General features: G+C 45.0%; 27 protein-coding genes and 1 riboswitch. Of the genes, 11 read left to right on the top strand and 16 right to left on the bottom strand.

Translation table 11 applies throughout. From position 1 onward, the window contains the following. Positions 1-35 precede the first annotated feature (35 nt). Both dsbB and nhaB read right to left on the bottom strand, forming a co-directional pair. The gene (gene dsbB, locus AR383_RS03635) at positions 36-551 is read right to left on the bottom strand and encodes a disulfide bond formation protein DsbB (protein ID WP_055731896.1); all 516 of its coding nucleotides are present in this window, start codon (positions 549-551) and stop codon (positions 36-38) included. A gap of 52 nt (positions 552-603) precedes the next feature. Next, on the bottom strand, positions 604-2,175 hold the full coding sequence (nhaB, locus tag AR383_RS03630; protein WP_055731895.1) for a Na(+)/H(+) antiporter NhaB: 1,572 nt from the start codon (positions 2,173-2,175) through the stop codon (positions 604-606). Positions 2,176-2,423: 248 nt separating this feature from the next. Between nhaB and fadR the strand changes: the two genes are divergently transcribed. Then, a complete protein-coding gene (gene fadR / locus AR383_RS03625; protein WP_055731894.1) occupies positions 2,424-3,140 on the top strand; it encodes a fatty acid metabolism transcriptional regulator FadR in 717 nt (238 codons plus the stop codon). A 41-nt stretch (positions 3,141-3,181) separates the two neighbouring features. Here the strand turns inward: fadR and AR383_RS03620 are convergent, their stop codons facing one another. The 3 genes from AR383_RS03620 to yciH form a co-directional block, all read right to left on the bottom strand. After that, positions 3,182-3,541: a glutaredoxin family protein gene (locus AR383_RS03620; RefSeq protein ID WP_055731893.1), complete on the bottom strand. Its 360-nt coding sequence runs from the start codon at positions 3,539-3,541 to the stop codon at positions 3,182-3,184. A 63-nt stretch (positions 3,542-3,604) separates the two neighbouring features. Further along, positions 3,605-4,159, bottom strand: a complete 555-nt coding sequence (locus tag AR383_RS03615; protein WP_055731892.1) for a TMEM165/GDT1 family protein — start codon at positions 4,157-4,159, stop codon at positions 3,605-3,607. 9 nt (positions 4,160-4,168) lie between these two features. Next, positions 4,169-4,342: riboswitch (yybP-ykoY riboswitch) on the bottom strand. A 46-nt stretch (positions 4,343-4,388) separates the two neighbouring features. After that, positions 4,389-4,721, bottom strand: a complete 333-nt coding sequence (gene yciH / locus AR383_RS03610) for a stress response translation initiation inhibitor YciH (RefSeq protein ID WP_055731891.1) — start codon at positions 4,719-4,721, stop codon at positions 4,389-4,391. A gap of 199 nt (positions 4,722-4,920) precedes the next feature. On the opposite strand from yciH, the gene AR383_RS03605 reads away from it, so the two are divergent. Genes AR383_RS03605 through AR383_RS03595 form a run of 3 tightly spaced genes read left to right on the top strand, consistent with a single transcriptional unit; the run spans position 4,921 to position 7,632 of the window. Continuing rightward, positions 4,921-5,148, top strand: coding sequence for a FeoA family protein (locus tag AR383_RS03605; protein WP_055731890.1), 228 nt, complete (start codon positions 4,921-4,923; stop codon positions 5,146-5,148). Continuing rightward, positions 5,145-7,403, top strand: a complete 2,259-nt coding sequence (feoB, locus tag AR383_RS03600) for a Fe(2+) transporter permease subunit FeoB (protein ID WP_055731889.1) — start codon at positions 5,145-5,147, stop codon at positions 7,401-7,403. The genes AR383_RS03605 and feoB overlap by 4 nt, the downstream gene beginning before the upstream one ends. Then, positions 7,384-7,632, top strand: coding sequence for a FeoC-like transcriptional regulator (locus AR383_RS03595; RefSeq protein WP_055731888.1), 249 nt, complete (start codon positions 7,384-7,386; stop codon positions 7,630-7,632). Before feoB ends, AR383_RS03595 begins: the two co-directional genes overlap by 20 nt. Positions 7,633-8,224: 592 nt before the next feature. On the opposite strand, the gene AR383_RS21680 is transcribed toward AR383_RS03595, so the two are convergent. From AR383_RS21680 to nagB, 4 genes are all read right to left on the bottom strand, one after another. Next, positions 8,225-8,368 carry an aldo/keto reductase gene (locus AR383_RS21680; protein WP_198150204.1) on the bottom strand — a complete coding sequence of 48 codons (144 nt, stop codon included), beginning with the start codon at positions 8,366-8,368 and terminating at the stop codon, positions 8,225-8,227. A gap of 308 nt (positions 8,369-8,676) precedes the next feature. Continuing rightward, a complete protein-coding gene (locus tag AR383_RS03585; RefSeq protein ID WP_055731887.1) occupies positions 8,677-9,894 on the bottom strand; it encodes an ROK family protein in 1,218 nt (405 codons plus the stop codon). Further along, entirely contained in the window at positions 9,891-11,042 is a 1,152-nt protein-coding gene (gene nagA, locus AR383_RS03580) for an N-acetylglucosamine-6-phosphate deacetylase (protein WP_229711048.1), read from the bottom strand. The genes AR383_RS03585 and nagA overlap by 4 nt, the downstream gene beginning before the upstream one ends. A gap of 10 nt (positions 11,043-11,052) precedes the next feature. Further along, positions 11,053-11,850, bottom strand: coding sequence for a glucosamine-6-phosphate deaminase (gene nagB / locus AR383_RS03575; protein WP_055731886.1), 798 nt, complete (start codon positions 11,848-11,850; stop codon positions 11,053-11,055). 287 nt (positions 11,851-12,137) lie between these two features. On the opposite strand from nagB, the gene AR383_RS22550 reads away from it, so the two are divergent. The 3 genes from AR383_RS22550 to AR383_RS03565 all read left to right on the top strand — a co-directional run bounded on the left by AR383_RS22550 (position 12,138) and on the right by AR383_RS03565 (position 15,052). Then, the gene (locus AR383_RS22550; protein ID WP_257720933.1) at positions 12,138-12,266 is read left to right on the top strand and encodes a hypothetical protein; all 129 of its coding nucleotides are present in this window, start codon (positions 12,138-12,140) and stop codon (positions 12,264-12,266) included. Continuing rightward, positions 12,245-13,579 carry an N-acetylglucosamine-specific PTS transporter subunit IIBC gene (gene nagE, locus AR383_RS03570; RefSeq protein ID WP_232304783.1) on the top strand — a complete coding sequence of 445 codons (1,335 nt, stop codon included), beginning with the start codon at positions 12,245-12,247 and terminating at the stop codon, positions 13,577-13,579. The genes AR383_RS22550 and nagE overlap by 22 nt, the downstream gene beginning before the upstream one ends. Positions 13,580-14,026: 447 nt before the next feature. After that, positions 14,027-15,052, top strand: a complete 1,026-nt coding sequence (locus AR383_RS03565; protein ID WP_055731885.1) for a LacI family DNA-binding transcriptional regulator — start codon at positions 14,027-14,029, stop codon at positions 15,050-15,052. 172 nt (positions 15,053-15,224) lie between these two features. On the opposite strand, the gene AR383_RS21920 is transcribed toward AR383_RS03565, so the two are convergent. The 3 genes from AR383_RS21920 to AR383_RS03555 form a co-directional block, all read right to left on the bottom strand. Next, on the bottom strand, positions 15,225-16,019 hold the full coding sequence (locus AR383_RS21920) for a PTS transporter subunit EIIC (RefSeq protein ID WP_232304782.1): 795 nt from the start codon (positions 16,017-16,019) through the stop codon (positions 15,225-15,227). A gap of 11 nt (positions 16,020-16,030) precedes the next feature. Further along, positions 16,031-16,585, bottom strand: a complete 555-nt coding sequence (locus tag AR383_RS21915; RefSeq protein ID WP_232304781.1) for a glucose PTS transporter subunit EIIB — start codon at positions 16,583-16,585, stop codon at positions 16,031-16,033. 85 nt (positions 16,586-16,670) lie between these two features. Beyond that, positions 16,671-17,744 carry a carbohydrate porin gene (locus tag AR383_RS03555; protein ID WP_055731884.1) on the bottom strand — a complete coding sequence of 358 codons (1,074 nt, stop codon included), beginning with the start codon at positions 17,742-17,744 and terminating at the stop codon, positions 16,671-16,673. A gap of 296 nt (positions 17,745-18,040) precedes the next feature. On the opposite strand from AR383_RS03555, the gene AR383_RS03550 reads away from it, so the two are divergent. Together AR383_RS03550 and AR383_RS03545 are read left to right on the top strand one after the other, a co-directional pair. Next, positions 18,041-19,453 (top strand): sucrose-6-phosphate hydrolase, encoded by a 1,413-nt coding sequence (locus tag AR383_RS03550; RefSeq protein WP_055731883.1) that lies wholly within the window; start codon positions 18,041-18,043, stop codon positions 19,451-19,453. A 3-nt stretch (positions 19,454-19,456) separates the two neighbouring features. Continuing rightward, entirely contained in the window at positions 19,457-20,365 is a 909-nt protein-coding gene (locus tag AR383_RS03545) for an aminoimidazole riboside kinase (RefSeq protein ID WP_055731882.1), read from the top strand. An 81-nt stretch (positions 20,366-20,446) separates the two neighbouring features. Here AR383_RS03545 and AR383_RS03540 read toward each other — a convergent pair whose 3' ends face one another. After that, positions 20,447-20,920, bottom strand: coding sequence for a CreA family protein (locus AR383_RS03540; protein ID WP_055731881.1), 474 nt, complete (start codon positions 20,918-20,920; stop codon positions 20,447-20,449). A gap of 281 nt (positions 20,921-21,201) precedes the next feature. Between AR383_RS03540 and glnS the strand changes: the two genes are divergently transcribed. Together glnS and msrA are read left to right on the top strand one after the other, a co-directional pair. After that, positions 21,202-22,866 carry a glutamine--tRNA ligase gene (gene glnS, locus AR383_RS03535; RefSeq protein WP_055731880.1) on the top strand — a complete coding sequence of 555 codons (1,665 nt, stop codon included), beginning with the start codon at positions 21,202-21,204 and terminating at the stop codon, positions 22,864-22,866. A gap of 45 nt (positions 22,867-22,911) precedes the next feature. Further along, positions 22,912-23,556 (top strand): peptide-methionine (S)-S-oxide reductase MsrA, encoded by a 645-nt coding sequence (gene msrA, locus AR383_RS03530; RefSeq protein ID WP_229711045.1) that lies wholly within the window; start codon positions 22,912-22,914, stop codon positions 23,554-23,556. 172 nt (positions 23,557-23,728) lie between these two features. Here the strand turns inward: msrA and AR383_RS03525 are convergent, their stop codons facing one another. From AR383_RS03525 to AR383_RS03515, 3 genes are all read right to left on the bottom strand, one after another. Then, positions 23,729-23,956 carry a hypothetical protein gene (locus AR383_RS03525; protein WP_055731878.1) on the bottom strand — a complete coding sequence of 76 codons (228 nt, stop codon included), beginning with the start codon at positions 23,954-23,956 and terminating at the stop codon, positions 23,729-23,731. Between the two features lie 268 nt (positions 23,957-24,224). Next, on the bottom strand, positions 24,225-24,797 hold the full coding sequence (locus tag AR383_RS03520; protein ID WP_055731877.1) for an LON peptidase substrate-binding domain-containing protein: 573 nt from the start codon (positions 24,795-24,797) through the stop codon (positions 24,225-24,227). 244 nt (positions 24,798-25,041) lie between these two features. Then, entirely contained in the window at positions 25,042-25,989 is a 948-nt protein-coding gene (locus tag AR383_RS03515; protein WP_055731876.1) for a MiaE family protein, read from the bottom strand. Positions 25,990-26,166 lie beyond the last annotated feature (177 nt).

The following is a 26,166-nucleotide window of genomic DNA, read 5'->3' as shown; positions in this document are numbered from 1 at the left end:
CGCGACAGCGGCTTTTTTTATGTTTGTTGAAGCCGTTATTTTCGCTTGTTAAACCACTGCAGAGCAAAGAACGAAACCGATACCGCTAGCGAAACGGCAAATATCAAAATCAGCCATTGTGGCATCGACCAGCCTAAGAACATCCAAGAGATTTCGTCGCAGTAGCCAGTGGGGTTGAATAACCAAGGTATCCACTTGTCTAGTGGTGCCCACTGTGGAAAGTTAGCGAAGAAATCACAAGTAGCGAAGGGGCTAGGATTCATCTGATAATCAGCATGGGTAATCGCCAGTTGTAGGCCCCAAACCGAGCTGACTATCCATAAGCCGAAAGCCGTTAAACGAATCAGGATATTTGTGGGTGCGACACAACCGATAAGCCCCGCAAACATCAAACCAAACATCGCCACACGCTCGTAAATACACATAACGCAGGGGTCGAGTTTCATCACGTGTTGAAAGAATAACGCACACAACTCAAGTGATAAGCTAGTAATAAAAAGCAGAAACCAAGGTCGTCGTTGGTACGGCATGCTGCTTAAAAATGTTAGCATAATCAAAGGCTCCAATTAAAAAGGCGACGTCAGAGCATCGCCTTTTTTAATTTTAATGTCCAGCAGAAATGCTTGCCGCTGCGTCCGCAACGTGATGGCTAATCCAGCCCATGTCGTAGAAGAACTGGGTTGCCGGCGCAAGTGCAAATTCGACACTTAATAAACCAATACCAGCAAGCACGATGGTATAAGGTAGCGCCATCCATACCATGCGTCCATAAGACAAGCGAAGCAGTGGCGCTAGAGATGACGTTAGCAAGAATAAGAACGCAGCTTGACCATTGGGCGTGGCGACCGAGGGTAGGTTAGTACCGGTATTAATGGCAACGGCTAACATATCAAATTGGTCACGAGTAATTTGACCTTCTAACCAAGCCGATTTTACTTCGCTGATATAGACGGTACCCACAAATACGTTATCGCTGACCATCGATAGCAAACCGTTGGCGATGTAGAAGGCAACCAACTGGCCTTCGTTTTCAATTGACAGCACCCAATGAATCACTGGCTTAAACAGTTCTAAATCAATGATAACCGCTACGATAGAGAAGAATACCGCGAGTAGTGCGGTGAAGGGCAGGGCTTCTTCAAAGGCTTTACCCAGCTGGTGTTCTTCAGTAATACCGGTGAACGAAGTGGCCAAAATAATCACTGACAAACCAATCAAGCCCACGGCTGCAAGATGCAAGGCTAAGCCAACTACAAGCCACACGGCGATAACAGCTTGAACAATTAGTTTGGCGCGGTCACGGTTGTTGCGTTTTTCATCTTCGTATTTGTCGTAGTCAGATAAAATTTGTCTTACGTTTACCGGAAGTTTTGCACCATAGCCAAACTTGGCAAATTTTTCTAGCAATACACAGGTGAGAAGACCAAAGGCCAGCACTGGCAGTGATACAGGAGCCATTCGTAGGAAGAACTCAAGAAAGTTCCAGCCTGATTGGTCGGCGATGATTAGATTTTGCGGCTCACCTACCATGGTACATACACCACCTAGTGCGGTACCCACACCGGCGTGCATCATTAGGCTACGAAGAAAAGCTCGAAAACCTTCTAGGTCATCACTGCTTAGGTCATCACTAGTGTGGTCATGGCTTTGATTAAAGTCTTTTCCAGAAGCGACTTTGTGGTAAATGCTATAGAAGCCAATGGCCACACTGATCACCACGGCAATTACGGTTAAGGCATCAAGGAAGGCTGATAAGAAGGCGCCTGCCATACAGAAGGCAATGGAAAGCACTGCCTTGTTTTTAATTTTGATTAGCATCTTAGTGAAGACAAACAACAGAAGTTGTTTCATAAAGAAGATGCCAGCCACCATGAAGATCAACAAGAGAACTACTTCAAAGTTACCCACTAGCTCGTGTTTAACTGTGTCTGCCGAGGTCATCCCAATTGCGACGGCTTCTATGGCTAACAAACCTCCCGGTTGCAAGGGATAGCACTTTAGCGCCATAGCAAGGGTAAAAATAAACTCTACAACTAATAACCAACCCGCAATAAATGGGTTTATATAGAAAACGATGGGGTTAATGATTAGAAATAAAACAATGGCTTTTTTGTACCACAAAGGCGCGTTACCAAGAAAATTCTTAGCAAAAGCGCTAGACAGACTAGTATTCATCCTGAAATCTCATTGTTATTCAAATGGCAGGTCAAGTTTTCGCATGGGAAAACCCGAGCAGGATTGTAAGGGATAAGCCGCTGATTTGGTAGCAGCTTAAGAAAAAATATCAAATTAATCTTGGCCAACGATGCGGCAATTGAGATTTATTCCAAGCTTGCAGGTTAGAGCTCAAACCACTTACTTTAGCTTTAGTTAATGGTTTGTTATTATCCTCCAAATAAAAACGTAAATAGACTGAGTAAAAAATGGTCATAAAAGCAAAAAGTCCAGCGGGATTCGCTGAACAATACATTATCGAATCGATCTGGAATAACCGTTTTGCACCTGGAACAATCCTTCCTGCAGAGAGAGAGCTTTCTGAATTAATTGGCGTTACCCGTACTACCTTACGTGAGGTTTTGCAGCGTTTGGCTCGTGATGGCTGGTTAACTATTCAACATGGTAAACCCACTAAGGTGAATAACTTTTGGGAAACGGCAGGCTTGAACGTATTAGAGACCTTGGCGCGTTTAGATACCGAAGGGGTTCCAGAGCTATTTGAACAGTTACTTTCTGCTAGAACCAATATCAGTGTGATTTTCATTCGTGGTGCATTAAAAAACAATCCAGAGCAGAGTCGTCAGTTAATTGAGCAGTATAAGTCTTTAGAACAAACCGGTCAGGCCTATGCTGAATTTGATTACCAAGTGTTGCATGGCTTAGCTTTTGCCTCAGGTAACCCTTTGTATGCCTTAATATTAAATGGTTTCAGAGGCATGTATCAAAGCGTGGGTAAGTTTTATTTTGATGAAGCCGAATCTCGCCAATTGGTAGATAAGTTCTATCAAGACTTGATTGCCTTGGCTGAGTCTGGCGAGTACGACAAGGCCCTTTATGTGGTGCGTAATTACGGTATTGCCAGCAGTGAGATTTGGAAGCGCTTGCGCCACATTATGCCAAGCAACGTTATGGAAGTGGATTAACACCGCGTAATAAAAAAGCTCCGCTAGCGGAGCTTTATTATTTAAGCAATTCTGGCTTCGAGGTAGTTAATAATATCATTTGATTCATACAGCCATTCTACCTTGTCTGCTTGCTCAATCCGTAGGCAGGGTACTTTTCTTGAGCCACCTTGACTCACTAACTCGTCTAAATACTCTGGTTGGGCTTTGATATCACGTAGTTCAATCGTAATGCTATTACGGCGCATAGCGCGGCGAACCTTTACACAAAAAGGACAAGCCGCTAATTGATAGAGCTGCAAGCCTTGGGTTTTACGGTTAATTTGCTGTTGTTCTGCTATCGACAACCTAGGTTTCTTAGGGGCAAATACGGCGTTAAAAAACAAGATAATGCGGCCTAAGAGCCAACGAACAAATTTCATTCATAGATCCTTAACAATAAAATTTGCCGAAGTTTACCATATATTAACCGTGCACCAACAAGCTTAAAACAAGATAGTGGTAAGGCCTAGGGCAAAGAATAATAAGGCGGTTAAACGGTGAATTAGGGTCATGGGGAGTTTTTCAACGCCCAATTTACCGAGCAAGACCACTGGAACATTGGCTAAACACATACCAATAGTGGTGCCGGTAATCACCATGACTAAGGATTCATACTTGGCTGCTAAGATCACCGTGGCCACTTGGGTTTTATCACCAATTTCAGCAATGAAGAACAGTACTAAAGACGCAAGGAAGGGGCCGTACTTAAGCATCTTGCTATCTTCTTCGTCAATCTTATCGGGAATGAGCACCCAAATAGCCATGGCGATAAAAGACAAACCTAATAACCAGCGGAGTACTTCTGGGCTTAACCATTGTTGCACCAGAGAGCCAAACCAAGCGGCGGCAGCGTGGTTGAGCAGGGTGGCGATAATAATGCCAAGAATAATCGGTACTGGCTTTCTAAATTTGCAGGCTAGTAATAAGGCTAGAAGTTGAGTTTTATCACCAATTTCAGCAATCGCTACGGCGGTGATTGAAGTAAATAAAGCTTCCATGAGGGTCTCACGTTATGAGGTGGGCTAATAACCAATGCACACAACGCCGCCCACCTCGTATTGGCGTTAATGTGCATTTGGTCTTGCCAGGCCCAATAAAAGGCTGCATTCACCATGGTGATTTGGCACCAAGTATGTTGATGAATGCCCGTAATCCGAAAGGATATGGCGGCTACTCCCCAAAACGCGGGGCGAATATAACCAAATAAGCATTAAATAGCAAAAGGTTTTAGCCACCAATACGTTTGGTTTTGTAGCCTTTTTGCTGTAACCAATTTTCTAGTTTGTCGCGTTGATCGCCCTGAATTTCAATCACATAGTCTTTAACGCTGCCACCAACACCACACAACTTTTTCATTTCCTTAGATAGGGCTTTTAGTTCGGTTTCACTTAAACCAAAGCCGCTTAAGCAAGTAACCCCTTTGCCTTTGCGTCCTTTTGTTTCTCGGCGGATCTTAATAAAGCCGTCGCTTTCGGGAATGGTTTCTTGCTGTTGTTCTGGCTCAATACGCCCTTGATCAGTGGAATATACCAGCTGTGATAATTGGTCTTTCAATGACATTGTTGCTTACCTCAATCATAAGTCGCCAAATGGTAGCGTATTTCAACAGCGGCTTCCAAAGTAAAGCGTTTAAAAAAATGCTTGTTCAAATATCAAACAGTGAAAAGTCCTTGATTCAGATCAAGACGAAATAGTGATGAGTGTCGCACAATCAATCAAATGAAAATCATTATTATTTAAGTTTTGGCACGGAGGCTTTATGTCATTAGATGAAATAGCTGTAGGTCAACAGGCGTTAATTTTAAGTCTGCAAAACCTATCTAGAGCGAATCGTAAAAAGTTAATGTCTTTAGGCATTTTGCCCAATACAACGCTAACCATTGTCAGACGCGCACCGTTAGGAGACCCAATTCAAATATCGGCTCCGGGGATTAGTTTGGCCTTAAGTACTAATCAAGCTAAATCGATAGAGGTGCAGTCACTATGAGTCAATATATGATAGCCACTGTAGGCAACCCAAATAGCGGGAAGAGTACCTTGTTTAACGCGCTAACAGGCAGTAGACAAAAAGTGGGTAACTTTAGTGGTATTACTGTCGATAAAAAGTCAGGCCTATTACAGGTGGGTGACTGGAAAGCCGAGCTAATAGACTTACCGGGTGTTTACAATATCGACCCGCAGCTCGATACCAGTGCACTCGACGAACGTATTGCTTGTGATTTTCTACAAACAGAACCCTTAGATTTAGTCATAAACGTTGTTGATGCCGCCGCTCTCGAGAGAAGCTTGTATTTAAGTATTCAGCTAAAAGAGCTGGGTTTGCCAGTGGTGCTAGTGCTCAACAAAATGGATACCGCCAAGGCTAAGTTGCTGAAGATTAAAGTGAAGCAATTTAGTGAACGTTTCCATGTGCCGCTAGTTTGTTTAGCGGCCACATCTAAGGCTCAGGTGAATGAGTTTAAACGTCAATTACCGGAAATTGTTAAACAGGCGCAGCAAAGCGCTACCTTAAATCTCACTTATTCTGAACAGATTGAAGCCTTTGCCGAGCAGTGGCAGCCTAAATTGAGCATGAATAAGGGGCAAGTATTGCGTCTTTTGGAAAACGACCCCTGCTTGAGCCAGCAGTTATTGCCTGAGCAATTGGTGGAATTTGAGCAAGCAGCTCAGCAATTTGCTACTACCGACATTGACCTAGAACTTGCTGCTAGTCGTTACAACTTTATTTACTCGCTCACTCAAGAAAGCGTGGGTAAGAAAGGCCAGTTGCGTCGCGATTACTCAGCCATGCTCGACAAAGTTTTGCTGAATCGTTGGTTAGGCATCCCCGCCTTTTTAGGGGTGATGTATGTGATGTTTATGTTCGCCATTAACGGTGGTGCGGTGTTTATTGATTTCTTCGATATTGTGGCTGGCACCATCTTTGTTGATGGAGTGCAAGAACTATTAGCTAGCATTGGTGCGCCAGAGTGGTTAAGTCTGGTGTTATCTGGTGGAGTGGGAGTGGGTATTCAAACCGTGGCAACCTTCATTCCAGTGATTGCCTGTTTGTATCTGTTTTTGGCGCTTCTGGAAAGCTCAGGTTATTTAGCGCGGGCCGCCTTTGTGGTGGACCGTGCAATGCAGGTCATTGGTTTGCCTGGTAAAGCCTTTGTGCCAATGCTTATGGGCTTTGGTTGTACGGTACCTGCGGTAATGGCGACTCGAGTGCTGGAAAAACACCGTGAACGGGTACTGACCTCGGCGATGAGCCCATTTATGTCTTGCGGCGCTCGCTTGCCCGTATATGCCTTGTTTGTGGCAGCCTTCTTCCCCGAGCAAGGGCAGAACATGGTATTTGCTTTGTATTTGATTGGTATTATCGCCGCAGTGGTAACTGGCTTATTGCTCAAATACACCTTATTGCCCGGTAACGCTCAAGACTCGGTGTTAGAGCTACCCGACTACCAATTGCCGACAGCATTTGGGGTGTTTTTATTAACTTGGCAGAAAGTGCGGGGCTTTGTTTTAGGCGCGGGTAAAACCATTGTATTGGTGGTGGCGGTGTTGAGTGTATTAAATAGTATTCACCTAGGCGATGAGGGAGCCGCTCCAGAGCAACCCCGCTCACTGCTAAGTAAAGCCAGCCAAGTCGTGACTCCAGTGTTTGCTCCAATGGGCATAGAAAAAGACAACTGGCCAGCCACAGTGGGCATTGTAACCGGTTTGTTTGCTAAAGAAGCGGTAATTGGCACCTTAAATAGCTTATATGCACAAGTGGGCGAAGATGAAGAACAGTGGACCTATTTGGAACGTTTCCAAGAGGCCGGGCAAACGATTATCGATAACTTCCTTGGTCTAAATTACAGCGATCCTCTTGGTATCGAAATCGAGCAAACTAACGATTTGGCCGCTGCAGCAGAAGCTAATGATGTAGATGTCAGCACCATGTCACAACTAACTTTACATTTCACACCAGAATCCGCGGTGTCTTTCATGTTATTTATTTTGCTATACATGCCATGTGCTGCGGCCATGGGGGCCTTGGTGAAAGAGCTGGGAATGCGCTGGGCTAGATTGATTGCAGTGTGGTCTACCTTGCTGGCTTACAGCGTCTCCACGGTTTACTACCAGTTGGCCACTTGGCAACAAGCGCCTGTGTCGGCTAGTGTTCTACTACTAGTGATTGCGATGATGATGTGTACTTGGGTGCTATTTCTAAAAAGAAAGAAGGCAGAGCAATATGATATTACAAGCGCTTAAACAGTACATAGAGTCAAATCCTGGAGCCACGCTGAATCAAGTTGCTCGGCATTTCTCGATGGATGATGATGCGACTTTGGCGATGCTACAACCTTGGGTTAAACGCCACCGTTTACAGATTGTTAAACTCGGCTCTTGTTCAGGAAATTGTGGGTGTTCTGCTAGTGAAGATCAATGGCAATTATTTTGGCAAAGCGAACACAGTATAGGTGTGACTTGCTCGGCTTAAAATAAATCAAAAGGGCGGTGTATTACCGCCCTTTTTGCGTTAAGGCTAACGCCACTTGCCTTTGGCCATTAGCTTTTAGACAAAGCTAAGCCAGTCTCTAATCGTGGATCTTTACGTTATTTACGGCGCGCACAAATTCTGGGTCAAAGTGCTTAACTGTCGGTACTTCATAGCCTAAATCTAGGCTACTAATGATTGCCACCTCTGGTTCGCTAAGTTGAAAATTCCAAATAGCAAAGGTCTATTCAATTCAATGCTGACGAGTTGACTTGGGGAACACCGTTGCACCACGCTGTATGTTCCAGCGTAATCTCACTTGCGCAATGGTCTTGCCATGGGCTTGTGCGATGTCTTGTAATACTTTCTCTTCAAATGGCTTGTAGTGCCCGCCGCCAATTGGCACCCATGGCTTCGGCTTGCACGCTATAATGTTTCATGGTTTCTAAAGCTGCAGGCTGGACGAAGTAGGCATGCAGCTCAACTTAATTCACCATCGGTTTTATCGTGACGGTTTCGCAGAAGTTAGTTAACACACATGCGTAGAAGTTAGAGACCACGATGGCTTTTAACTTGCCTTGCACATAGGCATCTTCTAAGGCGCGCCAACCGAATCTTCATTTCCGTATACCGCGGCGGTATCAATCATTCGGTAGCCAGTTCGGATGGCTCTGAGCACAGCCTGTTGGCATTGCTCTTTGTCGGTCACTAGAAATACCCCAAAACCTAACATAGGCATTTTTAGCTTATTGCTTAATATCGAATATTTTATTTTAGAATACTTCCATTGTGATGAGTGGATGTATAAATCAGTGAGCACACTCAAATGCACGCAATGTTATAGATTTGTCAGTGAGGCGAGCTGATAAGTTGATGGCAAGCGTTACTGTAGAAACTAACGCTGGGCCATGCAATATGCAGGCTGATAATAAATGCCAAGCTGAGGGCGTTAGTTGGGAAGAAGGGCATCAAGATGTGGGCTATTTATAATAGCCGCGCCAGTGTTAAATTAGCGCTAGCGGGTGCGTTACTTCAACACTGGCCTTATTATTCGGCTTTGTCACTGATTAGGCGTAACAGCAAACTTCCGTCCAATAGTGCACGCTTCACCAATGCTAAGCCACCAATGGTTGGGCTATTTTGAAAATGCGCCACAGTGATTGGTAAGTTCTCGCTAAAGGAGCTAAGCGCTTGGTGCTCTACACATTGTTGAATAGTGGGGAGTAATATGGCTTCACTGGCCATGATTTCCCCGCCTAATACAATCTTTTGTGGATGAAATAGGTTAATACAAATAGCGATACTGTTACCTAACACTGTAGCCACTTGCACTAATACCTGCTTGCAAAGGGTATCGCCTTGATTTGCTGCTTGGCAAACATCATTAATGTTAAAAGGCGTGCTTAGTAAACAAGGACGGCCTTGGGCGATGAGCTTCTCGATGCGTTTTACGATGGCGTTATTTGATACGATGGTTTCTAAACAACCGACGTTTCCACATTGACACTTTTCACCTAAAGGGTCGACTTGGATATGGCCAATTTCACCCACATCGCGATGCTGGCTCATGAATACTCGGCCATTAACAATAATCCCGGCACTGGTGCCGTTATGCACGGTAATGAGTATTGAGTCGAGACAGTCTTTAGTGGCACCAAAATAATGCTCGGCCAAGGCTTTGGCGCGGGTATCGTTACCAATATAGGCGGGCAGGCCGAAGCGCTGCTCTATATATTTAGCCAGCGGGCAGTCACGCAGTTGGTAATGTGGGGTATATACTACAATGCCTTCACCGGGATTAACCAAACCAGATAAGGTCAGTGCCACGGCAATCAGCTTGGCGCTGCTGTCTACCTGTTGCTGAATAAACTGGTCAATTTGCGTAAGTAAATCATCTACTAGCGCTTGCTGTTCGGTTTCAGTCATCGTTTTACAACAATGCGCATGCGATATACCGCTTAAATCGAACAGTGATATATCCATTTCACCGCGGCCTAAGCGTACCGATACAAAGTAATAGTTAGCTTGTTCGGTCATTAAAGAAATCGCTCTGCGCCCTCCGGTGGAAGCTTGTTGAGCCACTTCTTTAATTAAGCCAGTAGCCAGCAGTTGCCGAGTGATTTTAGTGACGCTGGCAGGAGCCAATTGGCTTTGCTCGGCGATTTTGACCCGGGAGATAGGCCCTTGTTGGTCTATCATTCCGTACACGGCGGCGGTATTCACTTGTTTTACTTTGTCTACATTGACAATCAGTTTGTCGTTCATGCTAGCGTCGTTTTAAATTGAGTTAAGTGACCATCGCTAATGCTAAGTGTCACATTGAAGTCCTTATCAAAGGCAGTGAGGTTAGCCCGATAGCCCGATTTAATACTGCCTAACTGTTGTTCCATAGAGATCGCTGTTGCGGGGTACAAAGAGGCCATTCTCAGGCTATCTCGTAGTGAGAAACCTACTGATTGTACGCAGTTTTTTACTGCTTCTATCATGGTTAAAGCCGAGCCGCCCAGTGTACCATCATCACCGACGCAAATCCCATCCTGTACGCTAATTTTACGCCCTACAAAATCAAAGCTGTCGATGTCTGCGCCTGCTGCTGCGGTAGCATCGGTCACTAAGCAAAGTTTCTGCTGTAACAGTCGTTGAGCTAGCCGCACGTTAGGAGCCGCTACGTGGTGGCCATCTACGATGATCCCCGCGTAAAGGTTGTTATCGAAAATGGCGCCCACCACGCCGGGTTCTCGACCGGTCATTGGGCTCATGGCATTAAATAAGTGAGTGGCAAAGCCTGCACCCGCGTTGATCGCTGCCGTAGCTTGCTGGTAGGTGGCGTTGGTATGGCCTATCGATACCAATATACCGGCTTCTTTAAGAGCGCTAATGGTGGCAAGCTCGACGTTTTCTGGAGCTAAGGTCACCTTGCTAATGGCATCGCTATTGTCGAGTAAGAACTGTAAGCGCTGTTTGTTTAAACGGCGGATCAGTTGCTCGCTATGAATGCCTTTTTTCTCCACGCTTAAATAGGGCCCTTCGAGATGTAAGCCTAAGTTACCAGAACCTTGATGCTGCTGGTGAGTCCTAGAAATCGCTACAGCTTGCTCCATTTCCTCATCATTGGTAGTGATGAGGGTAGGCATGAAATGAGTCGTGCCACTGGCTAAGTTGGTTTGGTGCATGAGTTCTAGATTGGTAGTGCTAAAGTCACCGTTGAGCATGACACCGCCACAACCATTCAGTTGTAAGTCAATAAAACCTGGGCACAAGGTGGCTCCATTAAGGTCAATGACATCAATTTGTGGTGATACCAGCGTATCGGCTATTACTGAGATAACGTGCTGTTTGTCGACGATGACGGAGTAGCCTGTCAAAAGCTCTTTACCATCAAAAACTACTGCATTGCTTAGGGCGTACATCATTGTATTGATCCTAAATGTTTTTAATATTTTCGGCTTCTAATTCGTGGAAGTAACGTACCGTTTTCACCTTAAGTTCCATGGTTGAGGGCTCATCACATACGATCATCGCTTTGGGGTGAAGCTGCAGGGCAGATACTGTCCAAAGGTGGTTAACACTGCCTTCAACGGCTGCTTCAAGTGCTTGAGCTTTGTTGTGCCCGGTCACCAAAATCATGATTTCTTCAGCATCAAGTAGTGTACCTACGCCTACGGTTAGGGCTAATTTAGGCACTTCTTCAATGTTATTAAAGAAACGGGCATTGACCATGCGAGTGTCTTCGGTAAGTGTTTTTACGCGTGTTCTCGAAGCAAGAGAAGAAGCCGGTTCGTTAAATGCGATGTGGCCATCAACACCTACGCCACCCATGAACAAATTAATTTTACCGTATTGCTTAATTTTGGCTTCGTAACGAGCACATTCGGCTTCTAGATCCGGTGCATTACCATCTAATAAATTAATGTTCTCAGGCTTGATATCAATATGCGAGAAAAAGTTGTTATGCATGAAGCTGTGGTAGCTCTCGGGATGATCTTTGGCAATGCCTACGTATTCGTCCATGTTAAAGGTAACAACGTGCTCAAAACTCAGCTGGCCTTGTTGGTGGAGCTCAATCAAATGTTGGTAAGTCGCTAAAGGCGTGCCTCCGGTAGGGCAACCTAATACAAAAGGGCGGTCTTCACTAGGATTGAAAGACTTAATTCTCTGCGCGATATAAAGAGCAGACCAACGTCCCACTTGGGTTTTATCTGTTAAAGGTATTAATCTCATGACTTTCCTCCTGTCGATTTTAGTGTAGTTTAGCAATTTAATTCTCTTCGAAAAATAAGTTATGAAAAAAATGTGATTTGAAGCGTGTTTTAAAAGGTGATAAGTTGGCTTTGTCACATTTTTGAAGTGCTTTATTTGCGATTGAATTTTTATTATTTACACTGCGAATTAAGTTCTTGGTGATAGTAAGCACGTGTGAGTGACATGTGTTACCAAGCTTAAGTTGACGGTATTTTTGCTGATAGGTTGAACTTGGTTAATGGATAGCCAGTTAAAGAGGGATAATTATGTTTAGTTACTTACAAAAGATTGGTCGAGCCCTGATGGTGCCGGTTGCGGTACTTCCCGCAGCAGCCATCCTAATGGGGATTGGTTACTGGATTGACCCCAATGGTTGGGGGGGAATAGTGCCTTAGCCGCATTTTTGATTAAGTCCGGCGCGGCCATTATCGACAATATGTCGGTACTGTTCGCTATTGGTGTGGCTTATGGCATGTCTCGTGACAAAGACGGTGCAGCCGCTTTGGCTGGTTTCATTGGTTACATGGTGATTACCACTCTGTTATCACCGGGGGCAGTTGAACAAATTGGTTTGGTAGCACTTAATGAGTCAAGCACTTTAGCCTTCTCTAAAATCAATAACCAATTCGTGGGTATTATCAGCGGTATCATGGCGGCTGAATTATACAACCGCTTCTACCAAGTTGAGTTACACAAAGCTTTATCCTTCTTCAGTGGTAAACGCTTAGTGCCTATTCTTACCTCAGTTGCGGGTATTGTGGTGGCCTTTGTCATGATGTACCTATGGCCGCTTATCTTTGGTGGCTTGGTAAGTTTCGGTGAAAGTATTACTGGCATGGGCTCTGTTGGTGCTGGCATCTATGGCGCCTTTAACCGTCTATTAATTCCTGTTGGACTACATCACGCTCTAAACGCTGTATTTTGGTTTGATATGGCCGGCATTAATGACTTAGGCAAGTTCTTAAGTGTGGCCGCTGATGCGGTACCGGGCGAAACAGGCCGTTACATGGCGGGTTTCTTCCCCATTATGATGTTTGGCTTACCCGGTGCAGCCTTAGCGATTTACCATACAGCTAAAGCAGAAAATAAATCTAAAGTGGCTTCAATTATGATTGCTGCTGCTACCGCATCGTTCTTTACTGGTGTGACTGAGCCGCTAGAATTTGCCTTTATGTTTGTTGCGCCAGTGCTTTATGTTGTACACGCCCTGCTAACCGGTGTTTCAGTATTCATTTCCTCTTCAATGCATTGGATGGCGGGCTTTGGTTTCAGTGCTGGTCTAGTTGATATGGTGCTATCTTCACGTAACCCATTGGCGACCAACTGGTATATGTTGATCCCTCAAGGTCTAGTGTTCTTCGCCATTTACTACTTCGTGTTTAAAACCATGATTGTAAAAATGAACCTTAAAACCCCAGGTCGTGAAGATGCCACTGAAGAAGAAGCAAGCCTAAGTGTTGGTGGTTCACACACAGATGTTGCTGGTTTGGTATTGCAAATGTTAGGCGGTAACAGCAACTTGGTGTTGGTCGACAACTGTGCGACCCGTCTTCGCTTAGAAGTAAAAGATAGCTCTCAAGTGAATGTTGCTGAACTGAAAAAGCATGTCCCAGGGGTTATTGTTCCTAGTAAAACCGCGGTACAAGTTGTGATTGGTCCGCACGTTGAGTTTGTGGCTAACGAGTTGAAATTGTTGGCGGCAAAATAAAGGTGGTGTAGAGAGCTGCTGTTTGTTAGTTCTAATTTGGCCCTCAGTTTGAGGGCCTTTTTTGTTGTTCGTCCGCGGTAAAAGGCGCTGCTCTGCTAAAAATCAATGTGCCAGTTGTTAGCTTTATTTGGCTTGTTGAATGCGTGGGTTATGCTGGGCATATTAAGCGCTGGTAGCGGAATACGGCATAACGCTTCCCTCTATTGAATCTAGCGCTTGCTGAGATTTTTTAAACCAATTCGTATCAGAACAAAACAAATTCGATTACAATCAAGTGAAGCTTGAAGTCTATGAAAAAACCAATAAAAACAATAGTAAATGCCTATTTTGGCGATACATATTACTGACAATTAATGATTTTAAGCGGGGCAACCTGTTCTCAGAAGGTGATTGAAAAATGTCGCTCGTTGGCTCCGCTCAATGACTCAGTAACAAGGAATCAATTAGTTGAAAACCATAGCAAATATTGCGGAAATGGCCGGAGTCTCTAAATCTACGGTATCTCGCGTATTGAACAAACGTCCTGGGGTTAACGCTACTGTTAGAGCCAAAGTGCAAGCGCTGATTGATGAAAGTAACTTCACTGCTAATATTGCTGCGAAGAACTTAAAAGCTCGCAACTCCGACACCATCGGCATTATCGTGCCTTTGCTTACCTCGAAGTCGGTGGCGGCCATGGTGCAAGGTTTTAGTGAAGTTATTGAAACAGAAAATATGCAAACCTTGCTGATGAATGCAGGTATGCAGGTAGAGAAAACCAACAGTAATATTAAGACGCTTAATTCAAAAGGGGTCGACGGTATTATTGTGTTAATGGCTGAATATAACCAAGAGCTAATTGAAACCCTTAAACAATCTGCCGCACCAGTGGTGATTGTGGGACAAGATCTTTCGCTACACGGCCTTACTAGCGTATTTTTTGATGATTATCGCAGTGGCTTTCTCGCTGGCACTAAGCTAACGCAACTTGATTGTAAGAAGTTAATGTTTATTGGCGTTCCGCAAAGCGATGTGGCGGTAGGCCGACAGCGCTTACGAGGCTTTGTTGATGCTGTCGATCTGGCAAATATTGAATGTCACTATCAAACCAACTGTGATTTTAGTCTAGAGTCTGGCTACCAGCAGGCCAAGTTGGCCCTCAATACCGGTTATCGGCCTGATGGTGTGTTTGCGGTGACAGACCGCCTAGCTGCGGGCACCATAAAAGCGTTAAGAGAATGCGGTCTTACCGCGGGTAAAGATGTGGCGGTTATAGGGGTGGGCGACGACGAACTGTGTACCGTACTAGAGCCACCATTAGCCTCGGTACATTATGACTATGTAAACATGGGTAAAGAGGCCGCCTCGGTGCTAATTAAGCAACTTCGAGACAAACCATCGGAAGCCTTAGCGTTCTCTTATCAGGGGCGTTTTGCCGAGAGAGAGTCCTATGCCTTAGCTGGACTTGCTGCGAAACCGCAACCAAAAGGGTAAGGTTTGCAGCGTAGTTTCACTTATAACGCTCTGATGTCGTCTTCTCAGTTTGTATTAGCAAATTCTCCAAAGTCAGGAAAACAGACTTTGGAGAACGAATGTTGCTCAGCGATGAGACTTAAAGGGGATGTGTAGCATTGCTTATGGCGGTTTAACCGCCATTTAACGATACTTAATCTTTTTCCGAGGTAGTGATAAAAGCCCCAACAAAAGCCACTGCGAAAGCTAGCGCGAAACCAATAAGGTAGTGAATTACCGAATTATTTTGGACGATGGCAATTCCAGGGATACCGGTTAAACCTACTGCGGTCATGCCCACTTTAGCAAATACCACATAAGCACCACCTACCGCACCACCGGCTAAGCCAGCAAAAAATGGTTTTACGTAACGTAAGTTAATACCAAAAATGGCGGCTTCGGTAATACCGAATAAAGCGGATATGCCAGAAGGCATGGCCAGAGCCTTGGTTTTTACATTCTTAAATTTCAAACCAACGGCTAAACAGGCGGCCCCTTGCGCCACGTTGGCCATTGACCAAATAGGTAGCAAGAAATTCACCCCAATATTAGGGTCACCCAATAAACCCGCTTCAATAGCATGGAAGCTATGGTGAATACCGGTGATGACTATCGCGGAGTAAGTGCCACCAAATAATAAGCCAGCCAATACTCCAACATTTTCATATAGATAAAGGAGTAGTGTAGAGATACCGTCACCCAGCATGCGGCCAGCAGGGCCAATCGCCACCAAGGAAATAAAGCCTGTTACCACGAGGATGATAAAGGGACTTAAAATCACATCTAGGGAGTTTGGAACCCATTTACGAACTCGTTTTTCGACTTTACACATAAACCAAGTCGCTATAAGCATAGGGAATACAGTACCCTGGTAACCAACTAAGCCCACTTCCATGCCAAATAATTCGGTTGATTGAAAACCGCTGGCAACAGTCCATGCATTAGTCAACGCCGGGTGGGTTAATACTCCCCTAAGGTCGCGCCCAAAATAGGTGTTCCACCAAATATTTTAGCACCCACAAAACCAATCAAGATCGGTAGAATGATGAAAGCCGAACTGGACACCATATCTAAAATCAAATACCAAATACTGTCGGTAGCAATCAGCTCGTTGGTGCGTAGGAAGCCCAGTAGCCCCATACACAAGCCGCTGGCCACAATCGCAGGAATAATCGGTACAAATACATTGGATAGGGTACGTGCCAAAGCCTGAAAAGGGTTTTGTTTAGCACCTTGCTCTGCCACTTCTGCGGTGGACGCCTCAGTAATACCCGCAAGCTCGGCTAAGGCGCTAAATACTCGATTGACGATGCCTGAGCCAATAATGATTTGGTATTGACCACTGTTGGTAAATACTCCCTTAACCAGTTCAAGTTCCTTGATTGCTGAGGTATCGGCAAGCTCGGTATCGTTAAGTACCAAGCGAAGCCGAGTTGCACAATGGGCTGCACTTGCGATGTTGGATTTGCCGCCAATCAGCTCTAGGATCTTCTTGGCTGTATCTTTTTCGGACATGTTGAATTCCTCTGTTGCATATTCCATAAAAACGGTTCCTAGAGCATTAGGCTAACAAGTGGAACCGTTTGCAGTTTTGTTCGTACTAAAACAAGTACTTAAAGCGTACTCGGCCGCCGAAGTTGTTATCTTCATTTGCATCTACATTGCTTAGCTTGCTTACATAAGCACCAAGGTAGATAGAGAAATCCGGTACAATGACGTTGGCAAATTGATAAGAGCCGTAGAAGGTACTCACTTTTTTGTCTGCGCTCGCGTCATCGATGTCGTTAATGCCGTAAATATAACCAAGGCCAAACTTGTGCCATAAGAAGTTTGCACCAAAAGTGGTGTCGCTTTCTTTGAAGGCATCCATTCTGGCTGCGTTCAGGTTTACCACTAAACCATCTTGATTATAGCTGGCAGTTAAACCGTAGCCGGTACGGTCAGAAATATCGTTGCCTTCAGTGTCGATTGTAGAGTTGCTGACGAGGTTAGTTTCTAAGGCTGCGGCGATGCTAAATGCGCCTTGTTTGTAGGCCACAACGGGGCGAACAACAAAGGCATTTTTATTATTTTTAGTTAGTTCAGAACCGTGGTAGCTGTCATTAGCGAAGAAGCCACTGTTATCACCAAATAGGGTTGATACCTCTAGGTAAACAGGGCCAAATGTTTGCTTGTACATGGCTTGACCCGCGCTACCAGAGCGGCCACGGCCTTCAAGCATGCGGTAAATATATACGCCTCCGTCAAGGTATTTTCCGTCGGCGGTGTCGCCGGAGTGGCTGACAAATACGTCTTGCCCTAAGGGGTTCATGTCGTAAGCCTCATAGCGGCCTAGGCGAAAGGTCCAGCTATCATTTTTGGCTACTTCAAACCAGACATCGTCGGTTCCTACTCCGCCGTCGGTGCCATAGGTGGGTTGGGCTAGAGCGCGTAGCATGTAGTCGCCTTGTTGGCGTTCACCTAAGAACGAAACTAAAAAGCGCCCATCTTGATCCCAAGATTTATCGTTATTAAGGCTAGCCAATCCTTTTTCTTTATCCACATAGTTAACGTTAAACTCAACGTCGCCACCGATGGTTAACTTGCCTTGTTGGCCTTCAATAGTCACTGCAGCCTGTGCTTGGCTAGCTGCGGCGAGTACAGTTGTTATAGTAATAGCAGCAAATTTGTTCATGGTTATTTCTTTCGATTAATAGTCCGTAGTTGAATCATCTATTTTTGTTGGCTTAAATTGGGCTGAAATCGGTTCCAGTTCAATTGCCGCTAAGAATAATTGCCATGGCGCTTCTTTCAAGCGTGAAACGTGTCAACTGTGAGCTAAATCGTGCATTTGTTGGTTTTTTGTTGATTTTACCGTGCCATTCGTCACATAAAACGCAAGGTGTTGTTGGAACCGATTGCGGTTTGTGGGGCTTAATCCTTAAAATGAACTTAGTTAATGAAGTATTCTTAAAATGAGTTGGAGTGTGCATGAGTGAATCATGGCAATGGACTACTGATAAATTCGCCGCTGATCCTTGGCGTCCCTGCTACCATATAGCTGCCGCCACTGGGCTGATTAACGATCCTAATGGTTTCAGCTTTCATCAGGGGCGTTTTCAGTTGTTTTATCAGTGGAACCCCTTTGGTTGTGAGCATAAGAACAAACACTGGGGTCATTTTAGTAGTCAAGATTTAGTGCATTGGCAAAGCCATGCTGCCGCTTTGGCTCCCACCGATTGGTTCGATAAGGATGGCTGCTATTCAGGAACCGCGGTCAGTAATGGAGAGAACCTTGAGCTGTATTACACCGGTAATGTGCGCAATGGTGAGCAACGCCTTAGTTATCAATGTAAAGCCTTACTGCAGCCAGACGGAAAGGTTGAAAAGCTAGGGCCGCTAACTATCGAGGGCCTAGATAACTATACTGGCCATGTTCGTGATCCGAAGTTTTTTCATTGGGGCGAGCAATCATGGATAGTACTTGGAGTGCAAACATTAGAGCTACAGGGCGGGATTAGTCTATTGCAACAGCAAGACCAAGGCTGGTGTGAACGTCATTATGTGACTAAGGACATCAATTTTGGCCATCCGCAACAAGCTTACATGTGGGAATGCCCGGATCTTCTGCAGCTAGACGACCAGTGGCTGCTATTAGCATGCCCACAAGGTATTCATTCAGACTCGGCCGAATATAATTCAACTAATTTAAGTGGGTATTTCACGGTTGATATGCATGGTGGACCAGCGGAGCTGAGCATAAGCAACGATTTTCAATTGCTAGACTATGGCTTCGAGTTTTATGCCCCGCAAACACTGCAGCACCAAGGCGAAACGGTGCTAATCGGCTGGCTCGGTCTACCCGATGAAGCAGAACATCCGACGGTGGCTCATAACTGGACGCAAATGCTGGGTTTACCCCGGAGTTTGAGCTGGCAAGATGGCTATTTGTTACAACAACCCATTGCTGCCATCAGGGAATTAATATCTGGACAGCAGCAACACAGTTATGGCGCTGGCAAACATAGTTTAAGTGGAATTAGCCGCAGTTGTTTACTGGAAATGGAATTGACATCCTGTGGTGCTTTTCAATTACTGCTTCCCTGCGGTGACGCCAGCTTAAGTATTAGTGCAAGCCAAGGACAATGGGTGATTGAACGGGGTCAGCTTGGTTGCGCTAATAGCGATAAAAAGCGGGTATATCAAAGTCGTAGTGCAAGCCCAACTAAGTTGCAGCTATTTATTGATAGCTCCAGCTTTGAGCTGTTTGTTAACGATGGTGAGGCGGTATTATCGGGCCGTCTTTTCCCTCAACAAGCTTGGGGGCAAGCCCAGTTAATTCTTGATGATGGTCAGGTTGCACTGACGCTGAGCCAGCTACGTAATAGTTGGATAGAGGAGTAAATAATGACTTCAGTAAAAGTATGGAATTTAGGTGATGCGGTGGTTGACCTGTTGCCAGAAAAAGATGGCCTGCTGAGAATGTGCCCCGGCGGTGCTCCGGCTAATGTCGCCGTTGCGTTGGCTCGCCTCGGGGTTAGCAGCGGCTTTATTGGCCGGGTGGGCGATGACCCAATGGGGAAAATGGTGAGTAAGACCCTGGCTGACGAAGGCGTGGATATCAGTTGTTTGAGTTTTGATCCCCAGCAGCGAACCTCCACGGTATTGGTTTCTTTAGATGAGGCTGGCGAACGTGAATTTACCTTTCTAGTTCAACCTAGCGCCGATCAATTTTTAGCTACTGAACACTTACCCGAATTTCAAGCAGAACAATGGCTACAGCTGAGTTCTATTGCTTTAGTGGCAGAGCGCTGTCGCCAAACCGCTATTGAAGCGGCTAAACGTTGCAGAGCCGCCGGTGGCTGGGTGTTTTTCGACCTAAACCTCAGGCCGATGCTGTGGTCTAGCCCTGAACAAATGCGTGAGCAAATTCAAGCCTTTTTAGTTTACTGCGATGTCGTTAAGTTTTCTGAAGAAGAAGCGCTTTGGTTGAGTGGCTGTGCTGATTTAGCCCAAGCTAGAGACTATTTGCAAACCCAGTTAACCATTCCGTTGATCTTGTCATTAGGCGAGCAGGGCAGCCAATTGGTGTTTGATGGGGAAACTCAAGCCGTGGCAGCCAAACCGGTAGCTAAAGTTGTGGATACTACCGGTGCCGGCGATGCCTTTGTGGGTGGAGTTTTGGCTCATTTGAGTCAGTACCCTCATTGGCAAGAGCAGAGCTTATTGTTGGAAGCTCTGGCCCTTGGTAATCAAAGCGGAGGCTTAGCGGTGGGTGAAAAAGGTGCTATGTCGGCGCTCCCCTATAAACAATAGTTCTGCTTAGCCTAACACTGAGCCCTTGTGCTCAGTGTTACCGTTTCTCCCGAGATTATCTACAAATAGCGTTCAGTATGGTTAATTTTGAAGTGTATTAACTGGCGCTAAGTAAGCCTGAGTTCCCCATAAGGGCACTGTCGACAAGCTGTGTTTGTAGCTGCCAGAAGTTTCTTTGGTGGAGTAGGATAGGTACATTAAGGTTTGCGAATCGGCATCGTAAATTCGTCTTATCTTCAACGATTTAAACAAAATACTCTTGGATTTTTTAAACACCACCTCTCCTGACTTACTACGGTCGATTTGGGCAATCATGGCCGGGGTGATTTCACCGGTTTGGCGGCAGGCAATCGACATGTCGCTGGGATCGGCAAAATCCAAATTCGCTTCCACATTGGCAATATGACAGGTGACGCCAGGGATCAGTGGGTCATTAAGTACACTAATTTTTATGTCTTTAGTGGTGAGAAAACCCAAAGAGACGTCACCCACTTCATTGCCGTCACAGGCTACCAGTAAGCTACTCGCCATTAGTAGCGGAATTAACTTTTTCATTTATTGGACTCCAAATTTAACCAAACTATGGCTATACGCTACGTTGCTTAAGTTTGATTGGCAATCCAAGCTTAACAATTACAGGCGTAGTTACGAAAGAGCAGGCTGTTGCGGTGAGAAATATAGCTTAGGAAATACATTAACAGGCGTTTATGGCAGCGTTTTTTGCTTAACGCGGCGATCTTTTCAACGCTTGTTAGAAGGTTGCTTGTACAAAGCCGCAGAATCAGGGATTATACGGCTTTAAAATTTTGATAATCAGTATAGATAGGTAGGCTGGTATGAGTGAGGCGGAAAATCGCCCTAGCAATTTCATTCGTCACATTATTGATGAAGATCTTAAATCGGGTAAGCATACAAATGTGCATACTCGTTTCCCACCTGAGCCAAACGGCTATTTGCATATCGGTCATGCTAAATCGATATGTTTAAACTTTGGCATCGCTCAAGACTACCAGGGTAAGTGTAATTTACGTTTCGACGATACTAACCCCGAAAAAGAAGACATCGACTACGTTAACTCGATTCAGCAAGACGTTCGCTGGTTAGGTTTTGAGTGGGATGGCGAGGTCTGTTATTCGTCTAACTATTTCGATCAACTGTACGCTTATGCTGAAGAGCTGATTCAAAAAGGTTTGGCCTATGTGTGTTTCTTAAATGCAGAGCAAGCCAAAGAGTACCGCGGTACTTTAAACCAACCTGGTAAAAACAGCCCTTACCGCGACACCCCTGCTGAAGAAAACTTAGCGCTGTTTAGAAAAATGCGCGCGGGCGAGTTTAAAGAGGGTGAGTGTTCTCTGCGCGCTAAAATCGATATGAGCTCATCATTTATGTGCATGCGTGACCCAGTGATTTACCGGGTACGTTTTGCTCATCACCATCAAACCGGTGATAAATGGTGTATCTATCCGATGTACGATTTTACTCATTGTATTTCTGATGCGCTTGAGGGGATTACTCATTCGCTATGTACCTTGGAATTCCAAGATAACCGCCGTTTATACGACTGGGTATTAGAAAACATTACTATTGATACTGTGCCTCATCAGTATGAGTTTTCACGCTTAAATCTTGAATACACCGTGATGTCTAAGCGTAAGCTGAATACCCTCGTCACCGATGGTCACGTGAACGGCTGGAATGATCCACGTATGTTGACCATTGCAGGTTTGCGTCGCCGTGGTTACACGCCTGCTTCAATCGTTGAATTTTGTAAACGTATCGGCGTGACTAAGATGGAAAACATGGTAGAAATGCCGATGTTGGAAGCCTGTATTCGTGAAGATCTTAACGCTAACGCACCGCGTGCGATGGCGGTGCTTGACCCGATTAAAGTAGTCATCGAAAACTACCCAGAAGACAAAGTAGAAATCTTGTCTGCACCCTCACACCCAAGTGAAGACATGGGCGAGCGAGAGGTGCCATTTAGCCGCGAACTGTATATCGAAGCCGATGACTTTCGCGAAGAAGCTAACAAAAAATACAAGCGCTTGGTGATCGGTAAAGAAGTTCGCCTACGTAATGCTTATATGATCAAAGCTGAGCGTTGCGATAAAGACGAAAACGGTAAGGTGACCACCGTTTATTGTACTTACGATGAAACCACCTTGGGTAAAAACCCAGCCGATGGTCGCAAGCCTAAAGGTGTTATTCATTGGGTATCGGCTGAACATGCCAAACCTGCAGAAATTCGTTTGTACGACCGTTTATTCACCGTGCCAAACCCAGCAGCCGAAGAAGACTTTACTGCGGTATTAAACCCAGAGTCTTTAGTGGTTAAGCAAGGTTTTGTTGAACCTAGCCTAGTGAATGCCAAGGCCGAGCAAGCGTATCAGTTTGAACGCCAAGGTTACTTCTGTGCTGACAATCAAGACTCAAGCCCTGAGCACTTGGTATTTAACCGCACCGTTGGGCTACGTGATACCTGGGCAAAAATTGGCGATTAGTTTGTTCGCTTGCGGTACAAATAGAGACAAATTGGAGTGGTATAAGTGAGCAAAACGGAAATGGTAAGTCCGCAAGAAGCACTTGCTGGACGAGAGCAGGCCATCGAGCTTGACGGTGTGCACGCAGTGAATGGTAGCAACTACCTACAAGCGCCAGCAGCCGGTATGGAAATAGCTTATTTCGCGCTAGGCTGTTACTGGGGAGCCGAACGTTTGTTTTGGCAACAAGAGGGGGTTATCACTACAGCCGTTGGCTTTGCTGGTGGTTATACACCCAACCCCACTTATGAAGAAGTATGCACCGGTTTAACCGGTCATGCTGAAACGGTAAAAGTGGTATATGACCCTAGCGTGATTAGCTATCGGCAATTGTTAGCCTGCTTTTTTGAGCAGCACGACCCAACCCAGGGTATGCGCCAAGGCGGTGATATTGGTACGCAATATCGCTCGGTTATTTTTGCCGTAGATGAGCAGCAGGCTAGCATTGCTAAACAGGCTCAGTTAGCTTACCAAGAAGCCTTAAAAGGTGAAGGTTTGGCTAAGGCGATTAGCACCGAGATTGTTGATTTTGATGTATTTTATTATGCCGAGTTAGACCATCAGCAATACTTGCATAAAAATCCTGATGGTTATTGTGGTTTAGGTGGCCTAGGCGTTTGCTTACCACCTTGGCTTCAGCAAGAGCCGTAAATAAGTAGAGCAGCCGCAAGGCTGCTTTTTTATTGGTTTTTGTTTTTTACAAGGCTGGGCTAATCAGCGCAGAGAATAAGCAACTAGCCGTACAGTAAGGTCTTACTGCGGTATCAGTGATGGCTTATTAGAAGGAAAAGTTGGGGGGATAGCCCCCCACTCGGATTTTAAACTAGCGGCGTAATTTTAGAATGCTGATAGGGCAGCTAATGCCTAACTTTTCAGCGGCTTCTTGAAAACCCGCTTCTAAGCGTTCAAAACTCAAATTTGACGTAAACTCCATACAGAGCATGTCTCGCTCTTTTTCGATGTTCCATAATACGGCTTCATCGGCGGTGGCAGATTGGACTAGCGGTAGTGCTTGTGTAATTGCTGCGCTTATTTTTGCTTTATATCTCATGAATCACCTTTGAGAAAGTCAGGGTCGCAGTTCGCTCACTTTCTACTACTACTTATTGATTTTTCCAAGAGTATTAAGGCAACAGATAAATAGGTGGTCTAAGCCTGTTATTTTATCTTTACCTAGCATCATCCATGATTGAACCATTCTAAACTACTTTTTGAGAACAGAGTGTGTAAAAGTTCAAAAATCGTAATAAAAAAATGTAATTTTGATAAACGCCCGAATATTATCATGTAAGTGCTTATTAAACATGCACTTCAAGCTGTTAATCGGTTTCTATGGTGATGTCAGATACCAATTGGTGTACCAAACTTTTTAAGTTAGAAAAGTCTTCTTCGTGAAGGATTTGGTTTTTGGCTTTTATAGAAAAGGGGAGTAATTCTAACCAGCGAGATACAACCCAATTTTCGTCTTGATAATCGATGCTAGCGGGATACTCATTATATAAACTGTGCAAGCTAAGTACTTGTTTAAGCTTATCACTTAAACCATCTTGTTGGTCTTCGGCGGGCTCGACGGGCCAAGCGGGAAGCTCGGTAGCTAGGGCGCTAAAGAGTTTGTCATCGGCTTGACTAATGTCGGTTAAGCTCACTCGTTTAGTCGCTCTAATGGTAATGCCTAACATGCCGTCTTCTAATTGCTCAAAATCATCTATGATGCAATGCACCCCAATTTCAAACTTATCGTTGATGTTGAGTTTAGGTTGGCACAGCACAAAGCCTTTAGATTCGGCACTGGCTATTGAAACTAACCGTAAGTAGCGAGGTTCAAATATACGGAGCTTGCTAATCCCGCCGGGTAACAGGAACAGTTCTAAAGGAAAAAGAGGTAAGCGCATAATTCACCTTGTCTGAAATAATAGCTCATGAAATAGCTACGGCTTAAGACAACAACCGGATCAAATTCAGTGTAGCACTTAGCATTATGGCAAGCTTAATTTTGCCGCTAAACGGTTTTGTCAGGGCTAGCTAGATTGTTGCTTGCTTTGTTTGTTAGTAAGTGGGTAGCAATAAAAAACCTTGTTTTAACTGCCGCTTCAATTCACTCCGTTAAGGCCTTTTAACATTAGAATGGCTGCTTCCTTAGACAGGCTTGCCTAGGCAAGGAATGCCGCTGTGAAAACGGAACAAGGGCTCTTGGTTTAAGATTAACTTTGCTTCTACCTCGCCGATTTCTTCAATTCGCTTATCCAATAGTGGTGTTGAGCAAAGTTGTGCGGCCAGTTGCAAATAGTCTTGGTAGTGGCGTGCTTCAGAGCGCAGTAGTGAGGTATAAAACTGACCAATTTCCAAAGGAAGCAAGGGGGCTAATTTGGCAAAACGCTCGCAGGAGCGCGCCTCAATATAGGCGCCAATAATGAGTTTGTCGGTTAAAGCCTCTGGTTCAAAATGGCGCACCTGTGAGATTAAGCCCTTGGCGTAATAGCCGGCTGTTACGTTATGGTAAGTAATCGAGAACTTAGCCATGATGGCAAATACTTGTTCAAAATGATGCAGCTCCTCTTTGATAAGTAGCCGCATTTTTTCCAACAATTGCTGCTTAAACTCGCTGTCTTGCTGACTCTTTTGCTGAATTATCGCCGATGTCGAAGGGGGCGTTTGTGTAGCTGAGGGGGTGTAAGCCAGCAGCTCTTGTTCTATTTGTGCGCTTAACAGGGGAGCTAATTTACAGCGCTTGATTAAGGCAAGTGCTGAATGGGCTTGTGCCCACTGCTCGGAACTCGCCTTAGTGATGCCATCGGCAAAAAACCAAGCGCTGAATGTTTCTAGCGATAACTTACCCGCTCTAAAAATAATGAACTCATACGGAGCCAATAAGTGTTTAATCTCCTGCTGTAGCTGGGGATTATTTTGCCCTGCATATTTTAACATTAGCTTGCTGGCGCTGGCGGCGGCCTTCCACTCCGCGTTGGCATGGTCAATTAATAATAGGGCGAGGTTTTCTGGTCGCTTTGCTTCGTCTAACCAAGCAGTTGGTGTTTCGCAATGTAAAAATTGGTGAATCGGCGAGAGTAGAGATGAGTAGGGCATGTTTAAACGTAATGTTTATTTGTTTAAAAGAGAATGTGTTCATCATCGTTGTTGGTGTCGAGTTGTCAATGCTTGTTATTAAACATCGCTCAATAAATAGACTAAAGACAAGTGTTTGGGGGTTAATCTGTAAGGTAGCCCATTGTTTTAGTGAAAATTTTTGAAATCGGTGAGCTA

The organism is Agarivorans gilvus (genome assembly GCF_001420915.1).
Classification (GTDB): domain Bacteria; phylum Pseudomonadota; class Gammaproteobacteria; order Enterobacterales; family Celerinatantimonadaceae; genus Agarivorans; species Agarivorans gilvus.
Note: the sequence above shows the minus strand (reverse complement) of the source record. Positions and strands in the feature narration are given on the sequence as shown.